The organism is Paenibacillus puerhi (assembly GCF_009846885.1).
GTDB lineage: Bacteria > Bacillota > Bacilli > Paenibacillales > NBRC-103111 > Paenibacillus_G > Paenibacillus_G puerhi.
Map to the genome: position 1 here is coordinate 78,248 of NZ_WUWM01000004.1, position 22,089 is coordinate 100,336.

Here is a 22,089-nt window from a genome sequence, read left to right on the forward strand (position 1 = left end):
AACGCGGGCCCTTTGTTTAAGGGGGAGGCAGCCGTGCGGCCTCTGGGCAAGCAAAAAAAAAGTACCGGACCCGGCAACCTGCTGGCGCCGGGCCCAATACGGTAAATGAAGACTATACTTAAGACTTCGTGCCGTATACCTCAAATTCATAGAGCGAGTAGCCGAATGGCAGCGCACGCTCCGTACCCAGCATCCGGACATATCTGCCCTTGCCCGTGACGGTCACATCGTCTACACCACCGTCACCCGCTTCGGTGACGTACACATCCTTGCCGCTCCAGTTGTTCGGATCGTCGGAGATCTGCAGCTTATACCCCTTGGCATAAGCTCCTTCCCAGTTCAGCTTGATCCGGCTCACATCGTACGAAGCGCCGAGGTCCACGTAGATCCACTCCGCGTCGCTCCATGCTGAGGCCCAGCGGGTACCGGAGTCCCCGTCGGTCGCCTGGGCAGCCGTGTAGCCATCCTCCACCGATGAAGCGACGGCCGTCTTATTCAGCGCCACATTGGCGGAGGGCTGCTGCGTGCCGCCGCCGCTGTCCGTCATCGGATTCACGGAGACGAGCGATTGGGCGGCGACGGTAGCCGTGCCCGTTACACCGGAGGCGTTCCGGAAAGTGACGGTCACCGGAGCATCCGTCGGGTTCCATACCTGCGCCGTGTAGGTTGCGCCTTTCTTGTACACGGTGGCCGCCGACCAGCCCGTAGCCCAGACATCCTTCGTCCGCTGGCCGAGCGTAGCCATCGAGTGGATGAAGTAATACGTATTGAAGGCTTCGTTCTGCTGCAGCACCGCCGGGTTCCACTTCGCGAGCACCGCCTGTGGATCGCTCAGCGCCTGGAACGGCCAGACGATATGCTGCCATTCCGTCTCGGCTCCCCCGTTGTCGTTCACGAAGCCCTGGTACAGCGAGGCAGCTTTGGCCGGGTCGAACCCGTAGCTTGTCAGGTACTCGGATGTCGGAAGCCAGTGAATCCCGTAGACAAATACCGGGTTTCCGTTGAAGAACGTGCCGAAGAACTGCGACGAGCCATAGATTTGGCCGACCGACTTGTGCTTGTATTCCGGAATCCAGTTGTCGTTGTCATAATTGAACCAATATTGCTCTACGGCTTTGAGCTCGGTGGTGAAGCCCCAGATCGCAGCGTCGCGATAGGCTGTATTGCCCTTCAGGATGCTCCACATGTATTGGCCAACCCAGCCGAACAGCGATTCGCCGGCCGCTTCCTGGTTGTTGCCGTTGTCCTGGTCGGCATATCCGCCCGCCCAGGAGTGGCCCGAGTAAGGGTCGAAGCTGCGGAAGAACGGATACTGCTCGTCCGTACGCGATGGATTCGCATAGTCGCGGATGAGATGTTCAACCATACCGCCATAGCGGGTCTCGAAGTCTTTGTCGTAGGTAGCAAGAACGGCCGATGCGAAGACAAAGTAGCCGTATGTGAAGTGATGGTCCGTGATGCCCACGTTGGCCCCGAACTCGCTGTGCTTGTAGTACATCGTGCCCCAGTCATCATTGTAATACAGGAAGTAGTCCGGTTCGCCCTGCGTGTACGTAAGCCAGTCCGTAAGCGCGGTCTTCAGCCGGGTGAGGAACTTCGACTTGTAGCTTGCATCTCCGATCTGGTCGGCGATAAGCACGCCCATGGCCAGCGGATGCAGCGTTTTGCCCTGCCAGTAAGCATCCCCCTTCATCAACTTCTCGGTCGTATCGGTCGACTGGTCAAGGATCGCGAGCTGGTCGAGCAGCTGCTGGCGGTTATAACCGTTCCCGCTCGGTTCCGTGAACTGCGGGACAATGCCGTGGAACCGGTCGCTTGTCTTGAAACTGTTGCCTTCGCTCACTTTCATGGTCCCCCGGATCGAAGGGTACGTGAGTTCGGTGAGCGGCGTGGAAGCAATCTTCCATTGGTGCGGCAGCAGGGCCATCAGCGTCGTGTTCGGGAACCCGGCACGCTTCAAGGTTGTTGTTGCCGTGAACGTCGTCTCGACGGCCGACGTGGATTCGTTGAATTGGTATGCGGCCTTCGTGTCCGTAACGAACGCATAGCCGTGCTGATAGAAATAATTCAGCTTATCCGGCGATGGGAGCGTTGCCAAAGATAAGTAGTTCTGGCCGCTCGGCATCGTGATCTTGATTTTCTGCCCTACCCGTTTGAACACAGTCCCTGCAGGGGCATTCAGCGCATAGTAGCGCTTCACCTGCGTCGGTGTCGGAGCCCCGTTCGTGTTCGTGACTTCGATCCCGATGTGATCGGCCGTCAAGGAAGCACCGTCCTCGGTCAACACCGCCCCGTTCGCGTCATTGAACAGACGGGTGATAACAGGCGAATAGATCTCGGCCGAATTCGGGTCGCTGAACTCGGCGTAGATATACGGTGAGCCCTTGACGAAGGTGACCTTCATCTTGTCTTCCGTGGCTGAATCGCTGAGCACCGTGTCTACGGAGAAGTCGCCGTAGGAGGTAACGCGGTTCGCCATCGAAGCGGTGTTGATATTGGACGCCATAAGCGACAGGTCGAAGTTCGTACCAGTCTCGACCGCCTTGCCGTCCGGAGTGATCCACCCGTTGCCCGGCGTCATGATGCCTAGTCCCTGGGACTGGAACTTCGATTTCAGCGGCAGCGTAATGATGCCGTTGCCCAGCTTGTTGATGAATAGCGACTGCCACCAGTCGTTGGAAGGCAGCGGTTTCTGGATGCTGTCCGACTTGTAATGGGGGAATTTCGGCTGCGGCATCGTGATGTCATTACGCAGGTAGCTGCCCGACCCTTCCGTCACGACCGACTTGGTCGGCAGCGGCGGAATGGAGTACACCGGCTTCGGATCTCCATTCACATAGTCGTAGACCTGGAATTCGAAAAGGGAGTACCCGAAGCTCGTCGCTCTGGAGATGCCCTGCATCCGCACGTAACGGCCTGTGGCGTAGACTGGAATATTCTGCACCCCGCCCTGGCCCTTCATCTCGCGGTACACCGTCGTCCATTGGTTGCCATCGGCTGATACCTGCAGATCGAAGGCCCGGCCTGCGGCGGATTCCCAGTCGAGAATGATGCGCCCGATCGTCCGCTGGCTGCCAAGATCGACCTGGTAGTACTCGTTATCGGTCGGATTCGAGGACCAGCGGGTCTGGCGATTGCCGTCCACGGCGTTCTCCGGTAATGTCGAGCCTGGCGGCAGGTAGTGCGACTGCTCGTAGGAGGACGCCTGCACCGGACGGTTCAGGGCCACGTTCGGCCCGAGCGTCACCGGCGGCTGGTTCACGCCTCCCGTTCCGAACACTTCCAGTTCCAGAATCGAGTAGCCGTAACTCGGCATCGCTCGCTCTGTGCAAAGTATCCGGACATAGCGTCCGCTGGCGTTCAAGGCGATCTCGTCTACGCCGCCGTCTCCAGTTGTCGTGCTGTACACATCAGTCCAGATCGCTTCATCGTTCGACACCTGCACCTTGTACGCTTTGGCGTAAGCCCCCTCCCAGTGAATGACGACCCGAGTGATGGCCGCCACCGCCCCGAGGTCCGTATACAGCCACTGCGGATCGGCGCCCCATGCGCTGGACCAACGGGATGCCGTCGAGCCGTCGACGGCTTGGTCCGGCGAATTGCCGCCTTCCGTGGAAGACGCGTAGACGGTCCGGTTCTGTGACAGCAGGTGCGGTTCTGCCGCTTGGGCGGTCTGCAGATTCGTTAGAGACAAGGGACTGAGTGCTGTGAGTAGAGCCAGTGTGGGCAGAATCGTGCGCTTCGCCCCGGCTGTCCTCTTGCGGTTGATCTTCAACTTAATCTCCTCCTTGATGGGTTTGATCTCTTACGTGTGGCCTATCTTGTCGGCAACAGGACATCCCTCCCTTTCGGCTAAGCTAGTATTATCATAAAGCTGGAGCCGAGAATTGAACATGACACTGACCAACGATTGATAGCACTTATTAATGAACTTGGAACACGCTCACGGCTGCGGACACTGGACGCGGTTATCAACGAAGCATAGGCGGGTAACCATTCGCGGGCGGAAGCATATCCTGCCCCATCGCATTATGAGATCAACCACTTCTTTCTGGTTGATCCATTTTTCCTTGGCTTTGAGGATTAAAGTAGCCGGGTCGAAGCGTCCGACACCGTATCGTGGAATTATACTTTTTTGCTCTGAAACATCCACGCGGCTTCCAATTGGAGTCCATTATTATCGACAAAAATAAAATTGCGTATTTTACCCTGGTCGTAGATATCGGTCATTGCAACCCCGTGGCCGTTCAGTTTCCTGCGTAGGGCCAATCCATCTTCTTCTGATGCGAGAGCGAACGCGATATGTTGAAGCGCTCCTGGTATGAATCGATATAAATCTGCGGACTCCGGATTTTCCGCCAGACGTCTCAGCGCATCAGTGCTTTGGAAGATTTGGGCATCCGGGTATTCGAAAAAATGAATTCCCCACGATTCCGTTTCACCAGGTTTCACAAAACAGTGCCTGCCGCGTTGGGAAGTTGCCGGGTACTAAGGCCACATGATGAAAGCCTAACCAACCGAAACTTTCGAAACGAACGTTCCGGGACTGTTCAGTCATATTTTGCCCCCTCCTTTGTCTTCGATTGTGAAACGAGCCTGAATCGCACTCCTGCAATCAGAGCCAATATGATCAGATAGACATCCATTTCTTCATCTCGTTTCCTCCTCGTATCGCTTTAATTAGTTAGAATTCTAACTACATGAGTAAAAAAATTATGCATTCTTGTCGAATAAACCTACCGTTTTGACAAGGAGCGCCTTTAAAGATTCGAATTCGTTCGCCGTCATCCCTTCTTTAACCCGCTCTTCTACGACAGCAGTGAAATGTTGCGTCTCCTCTGCCAATTTCAAGCCCGTTTCCGTTAGATAAATTTCTTTGTAACGCCCGTCTTGTGGATGCTCCTTGCGAATAATTAATCCCTTGCTCTCAAGTCCCTTCATCAAGCTTGTAACGCTTGGTCGTTCGATCATTAGAATCGGTTCCAATTGAGACGGCATAATCCCGGGAAATTGGCGAATAATTCCCAACGCGCTCCACTGTGTATGGGTTAGCCCCGTCGGCGCCAACAACCCCTCCACTTCTCTCCGAAGCGTAATATAGGTCTTCTTTATCAGCCGGCCTATCGGACCTTTATCCCATTGCCAATCCTCATGCTCTTTTCCTGTACTCATGTGCTCATTTGCCCCTCCATTAGTTAGATTTCTAATTATATTATAGCCAAAAAACAGAAATTGTAAATAACTGCTTTCGTGCTTGTTTGGAAGCTGTTAAACGAGACCGCCAAAGAGGACCGATAGCAGGCTGCCCAACGGCAACCCATCACTACTACCAAACCCGCGTCCGGCACGGTTTCTCGGCTCTTACTCTTCTCCCGTCACGTTCGGATTACCGCTATACAAACCGAATCACTCCAGCTTCTTATCCCCCACGGGCCATATTCTTGGATAGTTCCAACGTCCACAAGTGGGGGTTCGGAGCAGTGCCCCGAAAGGCCTCGGAGATTTCAAGGCTAGGATAACGACTACATCAATGGCCTCCGGTCCCTATCTCCCTAATGAAGTGGATGATCTCTCGATTGATTAAGTTAGGCTGTTCATGGTTGATACCATGCCCTGCATGTGGAATCACCTTATAATGAAATCCACCGTCGTTTAATATACGTACGAAGTCTTTTTTATGGTCTATGTGATGTTCCGCAATAAGAAAATAAAGCTTATCTTTGATCGCAGCACCTTTTTGCTTGTCATATTTTTCAAGTGTATGGACAAACATGGCTTGCTGATTATGATGTTTCATTAACAAAATTAAATGCTCCGCTAATAATGGGTATTTATCGAAAATATCGGTGTTAGGCGAGCTCATCTTTTTCAGTATTTTAAGCATATTATGCTGCGTTGGAATCAGTATTTCCGGAAACATTAATAAAATTGTCCGGATCATGGTTTTGATTGGTTTAGTGACCATACCGCCTTCCAAGCATACTACTTTACTAACTCTATCGCTTCTCGCGGTGGTATAGTTATACGCCATGTAGCCACCATTAGATACACCCGCTATATTTATACTTTTTAAATTGAAATTATCAATAATCTGATCAATCCAATCCACTTGGTTAAATGAGCGCTTTGTGTATGTTTCGTTCGGAACACTTTTGCCAGGCCCGCCGAGCGTATCAACGGCAATACAATAAAAACATTGGGATAGCTCCTTAATGTTGAGCATCCACATAACTGCCGAATTATCTCCAACCCCATGAAATAAAAGAAGAGGCGGGTTTTCTTGATTTCCAGAAGTGATACAATGAGTCATACCATATTCCGTTTCTATATCATGTTCTTGATATTCAGTTGCCCACAAATCCAATATTCGATTATATGAGTTAATCACTTGTTCTTTAGCAGGTTCACTTTTAAATATGTTCACCCTAGTCATCTCCCCCCCCCATATCGACCAGCACTAATCCATCCTTCTCATAAATCGTAAAACAACCTCTGCAGAAGGAAAGGGTAACTCATGACTGGTTTGCAATCTGGCAATACCCAGGCCCTGTATGAATGAAAAGTAAGTTAAAGCGAGTAACATTGGATCTTCATCTCTTATCTCACCAGATTGTTGTCCTTGAATAATGATGGGAATCAAATGTTCGAAAGGTTTGCCTGCCTTTTCTTTAGATATCCGTTTTGCTTCCTCCGGTATTGCTTCAGATGTGGATGTCTGGAGTAGGATTAATCTCCAATGCTGCATCGCTATACTATCTGAAGACAAAAATGCTTCCGTCAACCAAGTTAATTTTTCGAGGGGGGTTCCAGGCATTTCTGACGCAATCCGAATCGCTTGCCCCGACCCATCAGAAGCAAGTTCAACAATTTTTGTGAAGATCTCCTCCTTGGATTTAAAATAGGTATAGACGTAACCTTGACTAAACCCAGCACTGGTGGCGATATCCTTAATTTTTGTACCTACAAACCCTTTCTTAGAAAAAACCTTGATCGCATGCAAGATAATTTGCATGACTGCGCGGTCCGGTACGGATTCCTCAAAAACGTTGATGAATTTCTGTTGTAACTTTTCGCTCTGAATAGACATATGCCACACCTCAACTCGTGAATGAACGTTCATTCAAATAATAGCGTGGAACAATTCCCCATGTCAACTTATTCCTCAGATCATACAAGTGCTTTGCCTTCTGGGAAGTGGCTTTCGGGCTGCTACCTTTGCTGTCTTTACGCGGCTCTTGTGAGGACAGTAAGCGTGATGCCAAGCCCGGCAACCTGCCACAGCCCCCAAACCCGCGACAAAAGGCCGAGTGAAGCAAGGTAGCACCCGGAGGGTGGAGGGGCTGCGTTATAGGTTAGCGTAATCTACTTTAGGAGACAAGGTCATCTAACTGTCTGGTAAACGAGGCCTATAGCTCCAGAATCAAATGTCTTGTTTTCGATAAGTTTAAGATTGATCTTCTCCTTGAGACCTTGGAATAACGGCAACCCGCTGCCGATCAGGACGGGAGAAACCGTAATTTTATACTCATCTATTAAATCAAGCTGCATCAGGTAGTGTGCGAACCTAGGACTGCCGAGGATGACCATATCCTTGCCTGGCTGCTGTTTGAGGTTCTTGATCTCTTCCTCGACATCTTCTTTCACCAGTCTGGAATTGTTCCATTCGACTTTCTCCAGCGTCGTGGAAAAAACGATCTTGGCTGTCTTTTCGATCCACTCGGCATGATCCCGTTCATGCTGCGAAGCTGATGGGTTCGAAGGCACGGATGGCCAATAACTGTGCATCATCTGATAAGTCCCACTTCCCCAAATGACAGTGTCGGCAGTACTCAGAATTTCTTTCGCGTGCTTCTCCAAATCAGCATCGTAGGAAACCCAGCCAATATCCATTTTACCATTCGGCCCTTCTACAAAACCATCAAGCGATGCGTGCAGAAATAGAACGAGTTTTCTCATTTTCAGTTCTCCTTTGTTTTTCAGGGATATCTACATTAACTACATTATAGGACATTTAGGCTGGGGTTGTTTCTTATGGATTGCTAATCCCATTTGGATCACCTTGCACCATCCGGTTGATTATTAGGTTGGCTTGTTCCTTCGACCCAGGGAAACGGAAGGCCCCGGGGTTCTTGCAACTGTTTCCCCGACTTCTTGTTTGCAAGCTACTGAACGAAAAACCAAAAGAGAGCCGCAACAGCCTGCCTCCCGGCAACCTGTCACAGCCCCCAAACCCGCGTCCGACGCGGCCCAAGCCCTAACTCTTCTCCCGTCGGATCGATGGGGCTGGCGAAACAGTATGGTCTGAGCTAAGGCGAGATATACTCCTGTGGCTGGGTCAAGCTTAACGGAACCCCAATATAAGGCCAAGGCGAACAAGGTAGCACCCGGAGGGTGGATAGGCGGCAACTCTACTGTTTGCATGTTGTTGAATGGTTGTTTGCAACTTTCGTGCCTGTTAACGTAATGAGGGGGTGCTTATATAAGTGCTTTTTGATACCTGAGTCGACTAAGCTTCAATATCTTAATGATTTTAAGGTCGAGCACACGTGACATCGAGGTACATCCGCGGCGCCGGCCCACCCTGTGTGTTGGCGACGCCGCTGGCGACGAAGCCAACGGATTCGTAAAACCCTATCGCGTGCGGGTTTGCGGTCACCTCTACACGCACACCGCGACGCGCAATGTCTTCGATCAGGACACTGGCGACGCCCCGGCACATCCAGTCAGGATCAGTGAACAGATCCTCGAGTTCGAGGAAGTCGTCGATAGGATGTGCCAAAGCAAAGCCGACGACCCGCCCGTCAACAATAGCGACGCACGTGAACGGCAACATCGCGTCTTCCCACACGAGCCACTCAGGATGAGTGGTGACGAGATCACGGTCGCCCTCGATTGTCAGCGATGCACGGCGAAAGACATCACGCAATGTGTCGACGTCGTCGACGACTGCGCTTCTAATGACGAGGTTAGACGAATATAAAGTTTTTTTATTCAAGGTCGATTCTCCTTTTTACGCAACATTAATGATTATACATTACCGTTACTTGTGATGCTGTTCACCTTATCGCTGTTCAACAATGCTGCCCATTAACACAACGTTGATTGACAAAATATGAGATGTGTACCCTGTCCGCTTAGATTTCCAGAATTTATAATTATTATAAATGAACAGACCAATACCGCCACCGAAAATCCAAGCGGACAAGATAATTCGGAAGTTTATTGCGAAAGGAATCGACAACAAAGGAATCTTATTTCTAATATCGAATTTTATCAAACTAATGAAATATAACATCAAATAGGAGGCTGAATATGGAAGCAGCTATTATTCAGAAACCAGCAATAAGATTAGTTGGTCTAGCCACAAACGTAACACTCTATGATGTGCAACAGAATCGGACAACGCTCAAGCTATCAGCGAACTTTATGGAAAGAAGAGCGGAAGTTAAGAATTGCATAAACGAAAGGGAAGTTTTTGGTCTTTGTACTGACCCTGAGGATTACAATCCTGAAACAGACCCCTTTGAATTCTTTATTGGAGTAGAAGCTTCTTCAAATGAGGACATTCCGAACGGAATGGTGGTTAGAGAGATTCCAGCCAATACATATGTTTTATTTACATTCAAGGGTCCGTTTGAAAATGCGGGGGCTGTGCATGCCTACTTATATTCTACGTGGTTAAAACAAAGTGGATATGAGCTTGCGGGGCTATATAATATCGAGATCTACGATGAAAGAAACCATGGTCCTGAGTCGGAGGAGTCAGTTACGGATATTTGTTTTCCCGTTCGAAAGAAATAAGGCAGTTTCAAGATCGACTATCTTAACTCCGCTTTAAATTCATACTATTTCGTGTTGTCGCGAAATGTCAGTTCACACGTTGGGCAACTGCAAACAACCGCCAACAAACTGTCAACAATAACAAACCAGCCCATCCACCTCCGGGTGCTTCTCGCCGCGCACGGTGACTGTTCCTTGGCTTCCGGTCCTGATGACAGCTTCTTACTCCCCCGCGAACCTCCATGCTTGAATAGTTTCAACGTCAAAAAGTAGGGGGTCGGAGCAGCGCGTCGGGAATGCCTCGGAGGATATGCCAGCGCATATGTGCAACGACCTCCCTTGGCTACGCTTGGGAGGACTTGTAGGGCAAGAGGCCCGTGGAGGACGGGGCTTGAGCGGCAATCCGGTTTGAGCCCGGGGCATCATCCACCTGTGGCTGGGTCAAGCCGAATGGAACGCCAACAAAGTCCAAGTGAAGCAATACTCGGGTCAGATTCCCGAAGCGTGAATATGGGGTCTCTCAGATGTCAGCCTTCTCCGTTACACTTTCAAAATGATATTTCATCATCTATTAATTGACCTTCATTTATGTACTGTATCAAACTTCTTACTTCTTTTTCGGCACGATTCCTTAAAGGTGGTATGGTCCACAATTCGTCTGGTATGACCATATCAGAAGATACCATAATGTGTTCAATCCAATTCGGCATATAGGTTTTTAATGTGTGTAAACATCTTCTAAGATGACCTGGGGCACTGACTGCAATTAATCTTTTTATATTATGAAGACCAATTTTTCTATCTAATACAAGTAATGATTATAGTACGTTCTCCTTCGTATGATTCGAAAAGGTTTCTATCATTATTGCTTCTTCAGGAATACCTTGATCCAGTGCAAGTTGTTTCATTCTTATTGCTTCTATTTCATCTCTTTCGCCCCACTTATCTCCTCCTGAAAATAATAAATAGGGAGCTTTTCCTTCTTTAAATAACTTTATTGCTTTTTCTGCTCTATCCAACCCAGGACCACCAAACACCATAATGCAATCTCCGAACACTTCTGAGTCTTTCGGTTCTTCAGGATACAATAGGATGGCAATTTGTTGTGGCGTTAACACATCAGGATTGATTTCTGAAATACGCATTTGTTAGTCTCCCTATTAATGAATATTATTTTTATGGTTTGCTGGGATTTCTGATAACATCTTATTTACGAACTACGCAAGATATCTATGCTCGAAATATTCGCGAGGTGATTGAACTATCCTGCCGGTTAAGCGTAGCGACCTTTCTTTACCATAGCATGTAGATACCTTGTCCGCTTAGGTTTCCAGATTTTATAATTAGTATAAATGAACAAGACTAACGCCGCCATGATCCTGCAATCGCTTTCTCCAACTTCTTGTTTACAAGCTGTTGACGGAAAAGCCCAAAGGAGGCTGCAACAGCCTACCTCCCGGCAACCTGTCGCAGCCCCCAAACCCGCGTCCGACGCGGCCCAAGCCCTTACTCTTCTCCCGTCGCAATCGGGTTCTCGCTATACGAAACCCAGTCGCTCCAGCTCCCTGCATACAGCTTCACATTCGAGAAGCCGGCTTCCTGCAGCGCCAGCACATTCGGGCAAGCGGTTACGCCGGAGCCGCAGTACACGACGATCTCCTGCGCATCCTTCAGATCGGCGAACCGGTTCTGCTGTTCCCCGACGGGCCGCCACAGCCCATCCGCATTCAAGCCATCCTTCCAGAACCGGTTCTTCGCACCGGGAATATGGCCGGCTACCGGATCGATCGCTTCCTCAAGTCCCTGATAGCGCCGTGGCTCGCGGGAGTCGAGCAGCACCGTGCCCGGTCGGCCCAGACGCTGCTTGACCTCTTCCATGGACAGCACCAGCTCGGGACGCAGCCGCGGTCGAAACTCGGCTGGGCGCTCTACCGGAGGCTCCTCGGTAACCGGATATCCAGCTTCCTTCCACCTCGTATACCCCCCGTTCAATATCGCCGCCCGTTCGTGTCCCATGTAGGCAAGCAGCCACCACAAGCGGGAAGCCATCGCGCCCCCTTGATCATCGTAAGCTACGACAAAGCTTCCTGCGTCTACACCGATACGGCCGAGCTTCGAAGCGAGCTTCTCCAGCTCAGGCAGTGGATGCCTGCCTCCATGCACATCCTTGGATGCCGACAGATCCTCCTCCAGATCGAGATAAAAGGCTCCGGGAATATGATCGGCCTCATAGCCCTCACGGCCCGCAGCGGGATTCCCTAATACAAATCGGCAGTCTACAATGACGATATGATCGTCGGTTCCGTGCTCGAATAACCACTCTTGGCTGACCACATGCGACAAATCCATTCACTTCCTTTACCGGGATGATTTGCTGTATAGTGAACAGTATACACCGGATCGGCCCTATGGCGAAAGATTACCATATTCCTTGGACTTTCGACCCTATCCGTTCATCCGGATACAAGGAGGCCCCGCTGCTCATGACGGACAATCCGCATTCTCCTGCCCGGACAGGACTTCCCGGCGAAGGCCCCGCCAGCCATCGGCAGCCGGACCAGCCGGCAAATACTCCCCTGCCTTTGTTCCGCATAACTCCGCTTCTTCCGGATCATTGCCGGGAAATCTGCGAGTGGCGATACGAGCCGCCTTACGACCTCTATGCCTGGCAGCCATGGGAGCTGATGGTCGCCCAGCAGGCCGAGTTCGCCGATCCCGAGCTTCGCGACGCGCAGTACCGTGCCGTGCTGGGCCAGCTCGATGAGCTATGCGGGTTCGCGCAGCTCTTTCCGATGACCGGCGTCACCCGCCTGGGGCTGGGGATGAGGCCGGAGGCATGCGGACGAGGGCGGGGCGCAGCATTCGTGCGGGCTATCGCCGCCGAAGCCCGGAGGCTGAACCCCGGTCATGAGATCGATCTGGAAGTGCTGACCTGGAACGAACGCGCGATCCGCGCTTATCTCCGTGCTGGCTTCTCCATCACGGATACCTATGAGCGGATGACACCGGCCGGTCAAGCTGAATTTCACTGTATGGTGTGGTCAGAGTCCGAATAACCAGATTTCCCGAAGGGAGCCGTTACCGATGTTCCGAGAGCATACTGAAGCACTGCGGCTAATCGCCGCGCACCTGAACGAGGCCAAGCTCGAATGGGCGCTCGGAGGCTCAGCCCTGCTCGCTTGGCACGGCTTGACTGAAAGCGTGAACGACCTCGACTTGCTCGTCTCCGTCCGGGATGCCGCGCAGGCCCATGAGGTGCTCAAGGCGCTAGGGACCTCCTCCGTGATGGCCCCTAAGGAGCCCTACTGCACCGCTTATTATACGCGCTACTCGATTGCCGGAACGGGCGTCGATATGATGGGCTTATTCAGTATCCGCCACGACGAAGGGGTTTACCGGCTGGACTGGCGAGCGGATGAACAAGGAGAGGCTGTCCGCATTCCAGTCGGCCAAGCCGGAGAAGCCGTCGAGGTCCCGTTGTCTTCGCTGGAAGACTGGTATGTCCTGTACCGCTTGCTGCCTGGCCGGAGCGACAAGGCGGAGCTGATCGAACGTTACTGGCAGAAGTCCGGCGGACCGAAGCCCGAGCGGCTGCGCCCGGCATTGGCGCGGGAGCTGCCGGACCTCCAGCGCAGGCACATTAGGCGGCTGCTTGGGGAAAACTGAGCCGCCGTGCCTGGAGCACCACATCGTACGACGAAAAAAGGAGCTGACCGGAAAGTTCCGGCGCTCCCTTTTTCCCTATCCCGACTGCCCCGCAACAAGCCTAGGGACCGGATCATTTCTCGCTTTCAGCTAGGGCAACCCGGTTACACCAGATGGATCACCCGGGTAAAGGTATCGCCCCGATCCACGCGGATCAGATGGCGCTTGGGGTCATGCGTCACCTGGCAATCCCCCACGCTCATCGTCGGCTCCGTTCCCAGACCGTAGAACAGATCGTCCGCCAGCGTCTGCATGCAGGCGGTCCGGTCCTCGGGAGCCAGTTCCGCCCAATCCCCCTCCTCCATCTCTAGGAATTCGTGACAACCATCCACCGATTGAAGCGCTTCCGTAAAATCTCCGATAATGTCCTTATATTCCCGACCGAACTTGATTCCCATGCCCATCATCCCTTCTTGGCCGAAACCGATTTTATTGAATTCATTGTACCCGCAAATCCGCCGCCGCCGCAACCGGACCGGTGCCTGAATCCTAAAGCTTTCGTAAGACATGCCCTTCCCGCGCATTCACATGCAAAATCTGGTACACTATAAGGATAGACAAAACGAGCGGAGGGCAACACATGCTCAAGCTGCAGATCCCGAAAAATCGAATAACGATGCTGGCCCGGTATCTGCGCGACCACTTTGATACGGAACAGATCGAAGCCGGCTGGGAGTATCTTCACAAGCGGCGCGTCGAGGATATCGAGCTGAAGCATGGCCTGGAGGTCCATGCCCTGGTGCGCGGCGCCAAGGCCTATGAGGTTATTCTCGACCTGGAATCCGCCGTACGAAGCCAGTGCAGCTGCCAGGACGGGGACCATTGCAAGCATAAGGCCGCCTTGGTCTTTGCCCTGTACGTGCCTTACGGCCGACCCGAGCTGCTGCTTCAGCAGTTGAAGCAAGCCATTCTCGTACGCAATCGTCAGCAGCAGACCCGGCAGACGAACCGGATCGCGATCAAGCGGCATCAGGAACGCCTGGAGCCCCCGACGCCGGATCAGCCTCCCGGTCAGTGGCAGCGTTTTTTCGACCAGCAGTTCTACGGCTTTTCCTTGAATCAACAGCAGTCCATCGAACAGTTCTATAGCAGCGCGAAGGAGTCGCTGACCCCCTATGGCGAGAGCTGGGAACCGGCGCTCCGGGATTTATACACGCTCCATATGCTGTTGTTCGTCATGCGGAAAATCGAGCAATTCTACTCGGATACCCAGGCCTCGTACCTGTCCTATTACATCGAAACCGGCTGCAAGGCGGTGGCCGGACAATGCCACGAAGCGTTCCAGCAGCATCTCCCCCATATGGATATAGCCGGGATTGCCAAGCAGTATCCGGCGTACTGGAAGGAGACGCTTGCGCTGATCGCGGAGGCTGCACTATCCGGCAAGGATTCCCCTTTATCCTGGTCCACGGTGTACCGGGGCATCTGGTGGCGGATGGCCTCCGAACCCAAGTGGGTCCAGAGCGAGCGCCAGCGTCTGCAGAAGCTGCTGGGCGCGGCCGACCTGAGTGCACGGCGCAAGGATGTGCTGCTGCTTGCCGAGGCCCACTTTACCTTGATGGAAGACGGCGATGCCGCGGCGCGCAAGCAGCTGGACCGGCTTTCCCGCAAGGAACCGCGCGACTTCTTCATGTATCTGCACGACTGCTACCGGAATAAAAACTGGGCGCGGATGCTGGCCTGGCTGCGCTGGCTGCTGCCCTTGATGCAGCGGGCGCAGCAGGAAGACCTGCGGCAGTTCTGCCAATACTGGATCGAAGCGGTGCAGCAGCAAGAGGGCGACGCCGAATGGGTGGATGTGATGGTGGCGCTGCTGCCCCGGACCTACAGCTTTTATACCGCCTATCTCATGAAATCCCGGCGCTATCAGGCCTGGGTCGACCTGCAGCTGGCCAACCGCGTTTCCCCGCTGGAGCTGTACGGTCCCGATCTTGCCGCGGTCGAGAAGCACGACCCGTCGCTGACGCTCCCTCTCTATCATCAGGCCGTGGAGAGATGTATAGCGGAGAAAAACCGGACCGCTTACCAGCAGGCGATGCGGCTTTTGAAGAAAATAAACAGCATCTACTCCAAGCTGCAGCGGCAAGTCGTCTGGGAAGACTATATTTTCCGGCTGGCCGGCAAGCATGCCAGACTGCGCGCGCTGCAGGAGGAGCTTCGGAGGGGAAAATGGATTCCATGATCGATACGACCGCGATTCGCGTTCATATACGATGGGCGCAGCAGGACGGCTTCTTCATCTGGGGGACGCGCTACAACAATGGAGTCTGCGACGCCCGCGATCTGAGGGACTGGATGTTTGCCTGGCACGCGCCGTCCTTTTACGGCACATTTATCGAAGTCACGGAAGCCAAAGGCGTGGAGGGCTTATTCCTGCCAGCCTTGGATGCCTTGGATTATTTGGCGGCTCCGGCTGCGGTGCAGCACCAGAGGCTGGAGTTCGTCCCTGAGCTGGCCGAACTGACGAAGCTCGCCGCCCCTATACGGGACGCACTCGGGGCCGGACGCTTCATGCCCGACTTCGCCAAGTGGAAAGCCGGCGAGCTGGGCTGGAAGCTGGAGCTGCCGGAGAGGGCCTCCGCTTGGGCAGCATCGCCGCTGGCCCGACAGTGGATGGAGCGGCTTGTTCCGCTGTGGATCGAAGCCGACGGGGTTATGCGCGAACACCTGGAGCGCCTGGAGCGATCCTTTCCGCTGTTTCGCCGCGGCGAGGCGGCCGCCGATGTGTGGATGGACGAGGAGGACTGGCTGGTCTCCATCGGCTGGCAGTCGGACGGCACTCCGTTCCGCACCTGTCTGAAGCTGGAAGAACCCGCCGTCTCCGGCGGCAGCTGGCCGCTGAGCATCGTGCTGCAGGACCGCAGCGCGAAAGAGAGGCTGTTCGAGCTGCCGACGGCGGCGGTCCAGGCTTGGGCCGAGGCCGACCCCGGCCGGCCGGATGCTTCGGCGCCGACTCCCGTGCCGGTCGCAAGCCGCGACGAAGCCGCCGAGCGGAGCCGCCAGCCTGCGGAGCCGGCCGCGGCCCCGCAAGCGGCCTGGGAGCTGCCGGATGCGTCCGGCCTCGCGGGCACGGAGATGCTGCCCGCCGAATGGCGGCCGCATCTCATCCGCGCTGCTCGGGACGCAGGCAAATGGACGCGGATGGCGCCTTGGCTCGCCGCCGGACCGGATGGCGCCCTGCGGAGCGAGCTGACGCAGGACGAAGCCTGGCAGCTGATGACGCAGGGCAGCCTGCGGCTGATGGAAGCCGGCTATTCCGTTTTCCTGCCGGCCTGGTGGGAGCGGATCCGCAAGTGGAAACCACGGCTGAAGGCCAAGATCAAATCCTCGGTCGGATCCGGACCGCAGTCGATACTTGGCTTGAACCAGCTGATGCGGTTCGACTGGAAAATCGCGTTGGGCGATCTGGAGCTGACGGAGGAGGAATTCCGCGAGCTGCTGGCGCAAAACCGCAAGCTCGTCCAGATTCGCGGGCAGTGGATACAGCTCGATCCCGCCCATCTGGGCCAGCTGCAGCAGGTCATGAAGCAGGTGCAGAAGAAGCAGGGCCTTACGCTCCGGGATGTGCTGGAGCTGCACCTGCTTGGGTCCTCCGAAGGCGAGGAGGACAAGGATTTTCATCGTTCTCTGAAGATGGAGGTCGAGCTGAACGGGCATTTGCAAGAGCTGGTCGAGCTGCTGAACCATACGAAGCGGCCTCCCCTGCTGGAGCCTCCGGCATCCTTTCGCGGGACCTTGCGGCCTTACCAGCTCGAAGGGATATCCTGGCTGTTGTTCCTGCGGCAGTGCGGGCTCGGCGGCTGTCTGGCCGATGATATGGGGCTTGGCAAAACCATTCAGATGATCACCTACCTGCTTCACCTGCGCGAGCAGCGCAGCGGCCCGGGAGCCTTGGATGCAGCCCCCTGTCTGCTGGTCTGCCCGACCTCCGTGCTGGGCAACTGGCAGAAGGAGCTGCAGCGCTTCGCGCCGGATCTGCGGGTTCATCTGCACTATGGACCGAGCCGGACCAAGGGCGAGGCCTTCGCCGCGGCGGTTAACGCCTGCGATATCGTACTGACGACCTATACGCTCTCCCACTTGGATGAGACGGAGCTCGCCGCTATCGAGTGGGAGGCCATCTGTCTCGACGAAGCGCAGAACATTAAGAATGCCTATACCAAGCAGTCCTCCTCGATCCGCAACCTGCAGGGCCGTCACCGCATAGCCTTGACGGGAACGCCTATCGAGAACCGGCTGACCGAGCTCTGGTCGATCTTCGACTTCCTGAACCCGGGCTATCTGGGGACGCTGCGCGACTTTACCCAGCGATACGTGAATGCAATCGAGCGGACGCAGGATACCGAGCTGATCGCCAAGGTTCAGCGGCTGATCCGGCCGTTCCTGCTGCGCCGGGTGAAGAAGGACCCTTCCATCCAGCTCGACCTGCCGGACAAATACGAGTACAAGTCCTATATCTCCCTGACGGCGGAGCAGGCAACCTTGTACGAGAATTATATCCGCGATATGTTCGAGCGGCTCGACAAGCTCTCGACGATGGAGCGCCGGGGTCTGATCCTCGCTTCTCTGACGAAGCTGAAGCAGCTCTGCAACCACCCTGGTCTGGTAGCAGGAGGCGGCAGCGCCGTACAGGCGCGCCTCAACTGGAGACAGCGCTCCAACAAGGTGGAGCGGCTGATCGAAATGGTCCAGGAGCTCCGACAAGAGGGCGACAAATGCCTGATATTCACCCAATTCGTGGAAACCGGCCACCTGCTGCAGCGGGCGCTTACCGAGGAATTCGGAGGGAGCATCCCGTTCCTTCATGGCGGCACGGCCAAGGTGGAACGGGATCGGATGATCGAGGCCTTTCAGGAGGGCGGAGAAACGGATCCGGACGATTCCGGCATTTTCCTGTTGTCGCTGAAGGCCGGCGGAACGGGGCTTAACCTGACCGCAGCCAACCATGTGTTCCACTTTGACCGCTGGTGGAATCCTGCCGTCGAAAATCAGGCGACCGACCGAGCCTTCCGCATCGGGCAAACCCGCCATGTGCAGGTGCACAAATTCGTTACGCTCGGCACGCTGGAGGAACGAATCGACGAGATGATCGACCGCAAGCTTGGCTTAAGCCAGCAGATCGTCGGATCCGGCGAGCAGTGGATCACGGAGCTGTCCACCGACGACCTTAAGGACCTGTTCACGCTGCGAAGCGAATGGGTCGATTAGCGCCTACAAAGTGCTCCGAGCAGCATGGAGCGCTAGGATCTCTACTCATGATTAAACTACCGGGCAGAAAACCCTACCTTCCGCGCTTCACATCCAGGACGGTAGGGACCTAGTCCGGTCGCCACATCCGGCCCTCCCCCACGCATGCGCTATCTCCCCAGAAGGCTTCCAAGGTGAACAACGCTTATCCCTCCTTACTACGCTACGCATGGATTTGTTCAGCCAGCCTCCAGAGCATCGAGACAAGAAGTGATCGCATCAGGCAGACTTCCCTTCCTAAGAAGTTGCCTGCACAGGCTGCGCAATCTTCACCGGCTGCCTTGGCAGATAAAGGATTTCGACTTCATTTGTCGAATAGTGGAGAATTACATTATTTAAGTAGGGTGGTTCCTTATGAAGTTATCCCGTTCCCGCATGTCCATCGCTTATCCCGTCATTCTGGTCGCCCTTCTCGCAATGATCAGCTTATCCAGCTTCATCGCCTCTTCCAATACCGAAGCCAAGCTGAACAGTCTGGTCGATTCCATCATTCCCGTCAACAACCTGGCAGACAATCTGCTCATCGACTTGATCAATATGGAGACCGGACTGCGCGGCTATGAGCTTTCCGGCGATATCAGCTTTCTGGACCCGTATAATCAAGGCAAAAAAAAGCTTCAGCTCGATCTGGGTCAAATAGACCACTTCGAGCAAATCTTTCCCCAACTCCATGCGATGTTGACCGAAACCGCTCTTCCGCTCATCAAACAAATGGAGAGCTATTATGAAAATCAAGTTATTTTATTCGAGGGCGGCCAAAGGGAAGAAGCTCTGCGGCGCGTCTCTATCGGCAAAGCTCATATGGACAGCTTCCGGCAAGCTCAGACGGCGCTGAAGGAAGAGATCGAAAAAATAGCGACGGATGCGCGCCAGTCGGCCCATCAGGCAGAGCGGATAGCCCGCGCCATTATTTCGGTCGGAGGCTTGCTTGCGCTCGCGATAGGCGTCTTCTCAATCATCATCTTCAATCGGGCGAACCGGGCGGAGGCCGCGCTGCGCAAGAGCGAAGAAACGTACCGGTATATGGCCGAAAGCCTCGAGACCCAGAACGAGGAGATCATCGCTCAGCAGGAAGAGCAGGAAGCGACCCTCGAGAAGCTATCCGAACGGGAGCGCGAGCTGGAAGCCATCAGCATGTACCAGGAAAAGCTCAGCGGGTCGGCACATCTGGAGGCCTTCCTTCAACATTCGATTCCCGCTCTTCTGGAAACGCTGAAGCTGGATTCAGCTATGCTCGTGCTGAGCCGAGACGCTTGGGGCAACGATGCCGTCGACAAAGAGAACCCCTCCGAGGATCCCGTCTTCGAGCCTGTCTACTCGCTTGGCTATCCATCGAAGCTGACATCCGCCCGCTTAAGCGAGCTGTACGGTACGGCACGTCGGGTTCTACAAGAAAAACGCATGCTGGAAACCGTCCGGCACACCTCCGAAACGGAGCGCGGCTTCCATCAGGGCATCGAGAAAGCCGTCGACTACTACTTTCCTCTGCTTGACGAGCAGCAGGAAAGCATAGGCTTTCTGATGCTGACGGGCTATCATGTCTCTTCATTCGATCAAAGGATGCGGGTCGCCCAAGGCCTTATCCGCCAATTCGGACTGGCCTTCATGGTCCAACAGGCCAATGAAGCCCGCAGCCGCCAATCGGTACGGCTGGAGCAGCTCAATTTGCAGCTGCTCCAGGAGAAGCAGCTAATACAGGAACAGCGCGATGTCATCGGCAATATTCTCGAATCGACTCATGAGGGCATGATCATGTGCGATCCCCGCGGCAGCATCCAGTTTGTGAACCAGCGGATGCGCGAGCTTACAGAGCTGGATTGCCCGGTCGGCGAATCGATCCTGGACCTGGGCGACCGGCTGCTGGACGGCTCCCCATGCGCCCACCAAGTGCTCTCCTGCTTCGAGGAGCTGCTGAGCAGACGACTGGATAAGTTCACGGAACGCTTTCCCATCGCAAACAGCGACGAGCAGAAACGGTTCGTCGAGCTGTATGCGACGAAGGTCGGCGATGACGCCATGCAGACCGAGCAGGGTTACCTGTTCGTCTTCCGCGACCGGACGGAGGAGGAGAAGATCGATGAGCTTAAAAATGAGTTTATCAGCATCGTCTCCCATGAGCTGAGGACGCCTCTGGCCAGCGTGCTCGGCTTTATCGAAATATTGCTGCACCGCCAGCTGACCCCCGAAAAGCAGCAAAAATATTTGCAGACGGTATACAAGGAAGCCACCCGCCTGTCTACGCTTATCAACGACTTCCTGGATTTGCAGCGCATGGAAGCAGGCAAGCAGGAATACCGTCCGCTTCCGCTTGAGCTTGGCGGCTTGCTCAGGGAAGTCGTCGAGCAGTGGAACAGCAAGCGGAGCCATACCATCCGCCTCCACTCGCCGGAGAGCGAGATTTGGGTTCGGGGGGATGCGGACCGGCTTATGCAGGTGGCTCATAACTTGCTTAGCAATGCTATCAAGTACTCGCCCGATGCGAATCAAGTCGACGTGTACCTTGAAGAGGACGGCGATCATGTGCGTTTTCGCGTACAGGATTACGGCCTTGGCATCCCGGAGGAAGCGAAGGAGAAGCTGTTCTCCAAGTTTTACCGCGTGGACAATTCGGATCGCCGACAGATCGGAGGCACCGGGCTTGGCCTGTCGATCGTCCGGGAGATCGTGGAGGCGCATCAGGGAACGATCGGGTTCGAGTCTACTATGGGGCAAGGAAGCATATTTACCGTAACGCTGAACACCTATCAGGGCATCAGCGCGGATCATGGCATCCTGCTTCTGGAAGATGACGATAACTTGGCCAAGCTGATTCAGGTCGGGCTGCAGAAGCTGCAGCTGCCAACCGTCCATTTGCGTTCCGCCGAAGAAGGGCTGCTTGCTCTGGAGAACAGCGAGCATGCGCCGCCCCGGCTGTGCATCGTGGATATTGGACTTGAAGGCACCAAGACCGGCTGGGATTTCATCGCCGAGCTGTACCGCCATCCCAAGCTGCACCGAACGCCGGTTATTGTTTCATCAGCCATGGAACCTCCTCTTGATTACCGGGAGAAAGAAGGAGAGACGTATCTGCGCAAGCCATTCTCTATGGAGAAGCTGCTGCAAGTCGCCGAGCAGCTGGTGCAGCGCAGCGAGAGGCGGCCGGCTTATGTATTTCCTGCGGGAGATGAAGGCCTCATCCGGTCGAGCCTTGCCCGCCAAGGGATCGAGATCGATTCCGTAACTCACCGGGCCGATCATATTCAGATCGAACTGAAGCCGAAGCAAGAAGACAAGTAGCTTAAGATATGGCTTGGATACGAGCAGGCGAAGCGCCGAGGCTGTATCGATCATCAACGGACTGATTGGCCGGGGAGAGCT

The 22,089-nt window shown here is 54.5% G+C and carries 16 protein-coding genes; 6 read left to right on the forward strand and 10 right to left on the reverse strand.

Features of this window, described 5'->3' with window-relative positions; translation table 11 throughout:
* Positions 1-118 precede the first annotated feature (118 nt).
* The 7 genes from GSF01_RS05005 to GSF01_RS05035 all read right to left on the reverse strand — a co-directional run bounded on the left by GSF01_RS05005 (position 119) and on the right by GSF01_RS05035 (position 8,995).
* Complete coding sequence (locus GSF01_RS05005) at positions 119-3,775, reverse strand: galactose-binding domain-containing protein (protein WP_159881930.1); 3,657 nt, start codon at positions 3,773-3,775, stop codon at positions 119-121.
* A gap of 350 nt (positions 3,776-4,125) precedes the next feature.
* Positions 4,126-4,452, reverse strand: coding sequence for a VOC family protein (locus GSF01_RS05010; RefSeq protein ID WP_159881931.1), 327 nt, complete (start codon positions 4,450-4,452; stop codon positions 4,126-4,128).
* 261 nt (positions 4,453-4,713) lie between these two features.
* Complete coding sequence (locus GSF01_RS05015; RefSeq protein WP_159881932.1) at positions 4,714-5,172, reverse strand: MarR family winged helix-turn-helix transcriptional regulator; 459 nt, start codon at positions 5,170-5,172, stop codon at positions 4,714-4,716.
* Positions 5,173-5,527: 355 nt separating this feature from the next.
* Entirely contained in the window at positions 5,528-6,424 is an 897-nt protein-coding gene (locus GSF01_RS05020) for an alpha/beta fold hydrolase (RefSeq protein ID WP_235941288.1), read from the reverse strand.
* Between the two features lie 33 nt (positions 6,425-6,457).
* Positions 6,458-7,087, reverse strand: coding sequence for a TetR/AcrR family transcriptional regulator (locus GSF01_RS05025; RefSeq protein ID WP_159881934.1), 630 nt, complete (start codon positions 7,085-7,087; stop codon positions 6,458-6,460).
* Between the two features lie 293 nt (positions 7,088-7,380).
* Positions 7,381-7,956 carry a dihydrofolate reductase family protein gene (locus GSF01_RS05030; protein ID WP_159881935.1) on the reverse strand — a complete coding sequence of 192 codons (576 nt, stop codon included), beginning with the start codon at positions 7,954-7,956 and terminating at the stop codon, positions 7,381-7,383.
* A gap of 574 nt (positions 7,957-8,530) precedes the next feature.
* On the reverse strand, positions 8,531-8,995 hold the full coding sequence (locus GSF01_RS05035; RefSeq protein WP_159881936.1) for a GNAT family N-acetyltransferase: 465 nt from the start codon (positions 8,993-8,995) through the stop codon (positions 8,531-8,533).
* Between the two features lie 317 nt (positions 8,996-9,312).
* Between GSF01_RS05035 and GSF01_RS05040 the strand changes: the two genes are divergently transcribed.
* Positions 9,313-9,801, forward strand: coding sequence for a GyrI-like domain-containing protein (locus GSF01_RS05040; protein ID WP_159881937.1), 489 nt, complete (start codon positions 9,313-9,315; stop codon positions 9,799-9,801).
* Positions 9,802-10,598: 797 nt separating this feature from the next.
* On the opposite strand, the gene GSF01_RS05045 is transcribed toward GSF01_RS05040, so the two are convergent.
* Both GSF01_RS05045 and GSF01_RS05050 read right to left on the reverse strand, forming a co-directional pair.
* The gene (locus GSF01_RS05045) at positions 10,599-10,925 is read right to left on the reverse strand and encodes a YdcF family protein (protein ID WP_159881938.1); all 327 of its coding nucleotides are present in this window, start codon (positions 10,923-10,925) and stop codon (positions 10,599-10,601) included.
* 361 nt (positions 10,926-11,286) lie between these two features.
* Positions 11,287-12,123, reverse strand: coding sequence for a sulfurtransferase (locus tag GSF01_RS05050; RefSeq protein ID WP_159881939.1), 837 nt, complete (start codon positions 12,121-12,123; stop codon positions 11,287-11,289).
* A 140-nt stretch (positions 12,124-12,263) separates the two neighbouring features.
* Here GSF01_RS05050 and GSF01_RS05055 point away from each other — a divergent pair, with 140 nt between their 5' ends.
* Positions 12,264-12,836 carry a GNAT family N-acetyltransferase gene (locus GSF01_RS05055; RefSeq protein ID WP_159881940.1) on the forward strand — a complete coding sequence of 191 codons (573 nt, stop codon included), beginning with the start codon at positions 12,264-12,266 and terminating at the stop codon, positions 12,834-12,836.
* A 28-nt stretch (positions 12,837-12,864) separates the two neighbouring features.
* Positions 12,865-13,446: a nucleotidyltransferase family protein gene (locus tag GSF01_RS05060; protein WP_159881941.1), complete on the forward strand. Its 582-nt coding sequence runs from the start codon at positions 12,865-12,867 to the stop codon at positions 13,444-13,446.
* A 143-nt stretch (positions 13,447-13,589) separates the two neighbouring features.
* On the opposite strand, the gene GSF01_RS05065 is transcribed toward GSF01_RS05060, so the two are convergent.
* Positions 13,590-13,883 (reverse strand): hypothetical protein, encoded by a 294-nt coding sequence (locus tag GSF01_RS05065; RefSeq protein ID WP_159881942.1) that lies wholly within the window; start codon positions 13,881-13,883, stop codon positions 13,590-13,592.
* Between the two features lie 182 nt (positions 13,884-14,065).
* Here GSF01_RS05065 and GSF01_RS05070 point away from each other — a divergent pair, with 182 nt between their 5' ends.
* From GSF01_RS05070 to GSF01_RS05080, 3 genes are all read left to right on the forward strand, one after another.
* Positions 14,066-15,667 carry an SWIM zinc finger family protein gene (locus GSF01_RS05070; RefSeq protein WP_159881943.1) on the forward strand — a complete coding sequence of 534 codons (1,602 nt, stop codon included), beginning with the start codon at positions 14,066-14,068 and terminating at the stop codon, positions 15,665-15,667.
* On the forward strand, positions 15,655-18,693 hold the full coding sequence (locus GSF01_RS05075; RefSeq protein WP_159881944.1) for a DEAD/DEAH box helicase: 3,039 nt from the start codon (positions 15,655-15,657) through the stop codon (positions 18,691-18,693). The genes GSF01_RS05070 and GSF01_RS05075 overlap by 13 nt, the downstream gene beginning before the upstream one ends.
* A 393-nt stretch (positions 18,694-19,086) precedes the next feature.
* Positions 19,087-22,008, forward strand: a complete 2,922-nt coding sequence (locus tag GSF01_RS05080; RefSeq protein WP_159881945.1) for an ATP-binding protein — start codon at positions 19,087-19,089, stop codon at positions 22,006-22,008.
* Positions 22,009-22,089 lie beyond the last annotated feature (81 nt).

Bases quoted from the DNA above. Each gene is read 5' to 3' on its own strand.
- GSF01_RS05015 (WP_159881932.1), bottom strand. From the start codon at position 5,172: ATGAGTACAGGAAAAGAGCATGAGGATTGGCAATGGGATAAAGGTCCG.
- GSF01_RS05060 (WP_159881941.1), top strand. From the start codon at position 12,865: ATGTTCCGAGAGCATACTGAAGCACTGCGGCTAATCGCCGCGCACCTG.
- GSF01_RS05055 (WP_159881940.1), top strand. From the start codon at position 12,264: ATGACGGACAATCCGCATTCTCCTGCCCGGACAGGACTTCCCGGCGAA.
- GSF01_RS05080 (WP_159881945.1), top strand. From the start codon at position 19,087: ATGAAGTTATCCCGTTCCCGCATGTCCATCGCTTATCCCGTCATTCTG.
- GSF01_RS05065 (WP_159881942.1), bottom strand. From the start codon at position 13,883: ATGGGAATCAAGTTCGGTCGGGAATATAAGGACATTATCGGAGATTTT.
- GSF01_RS05030 (WP_159881935.1), bottom strand. From the start codon at position 7,956: ATGAGAAAACTCGTTCTATTTCTGCACGCATCGCTTGATGGTTTTGTA.
- GSF01_RS05040 (WP_159881937.1), top strand. From the start codon at position 9,313: ATGGAAGCAGCTATTATTCAGAAACCAGCAATAAGATTAGTTGGTCTA.
- GSF01_RS05070 (WP_159881943.1), top strand. From the start codon at position 14,066: ATGCTCAAGCTGCAGATCCCGAAAAATCGAATAACGATGCTGGCCCGG.
- GSF01_RS05025 (WP_159881934.1), bottom strand. From the start codon at position 7,087: ATGTCTATTCAGAGCGAAAAGTTACAACAGAAATTCATCAACGTTTTT.
- GSF01_RS05045 (WP_159881938.1), bottom strand. From the start codon at position 10,925: ATGCGTATTTCAGAAATCAATCCTGATGTGTTAACGCCACAACAAATT.
- GSF01_RS05075 (WP_159881944.1), top strand. From the start codon at position 15,655: ATGGATTCCATGATCGATACGACCGCGATTCGCGTTCATATACGATGG.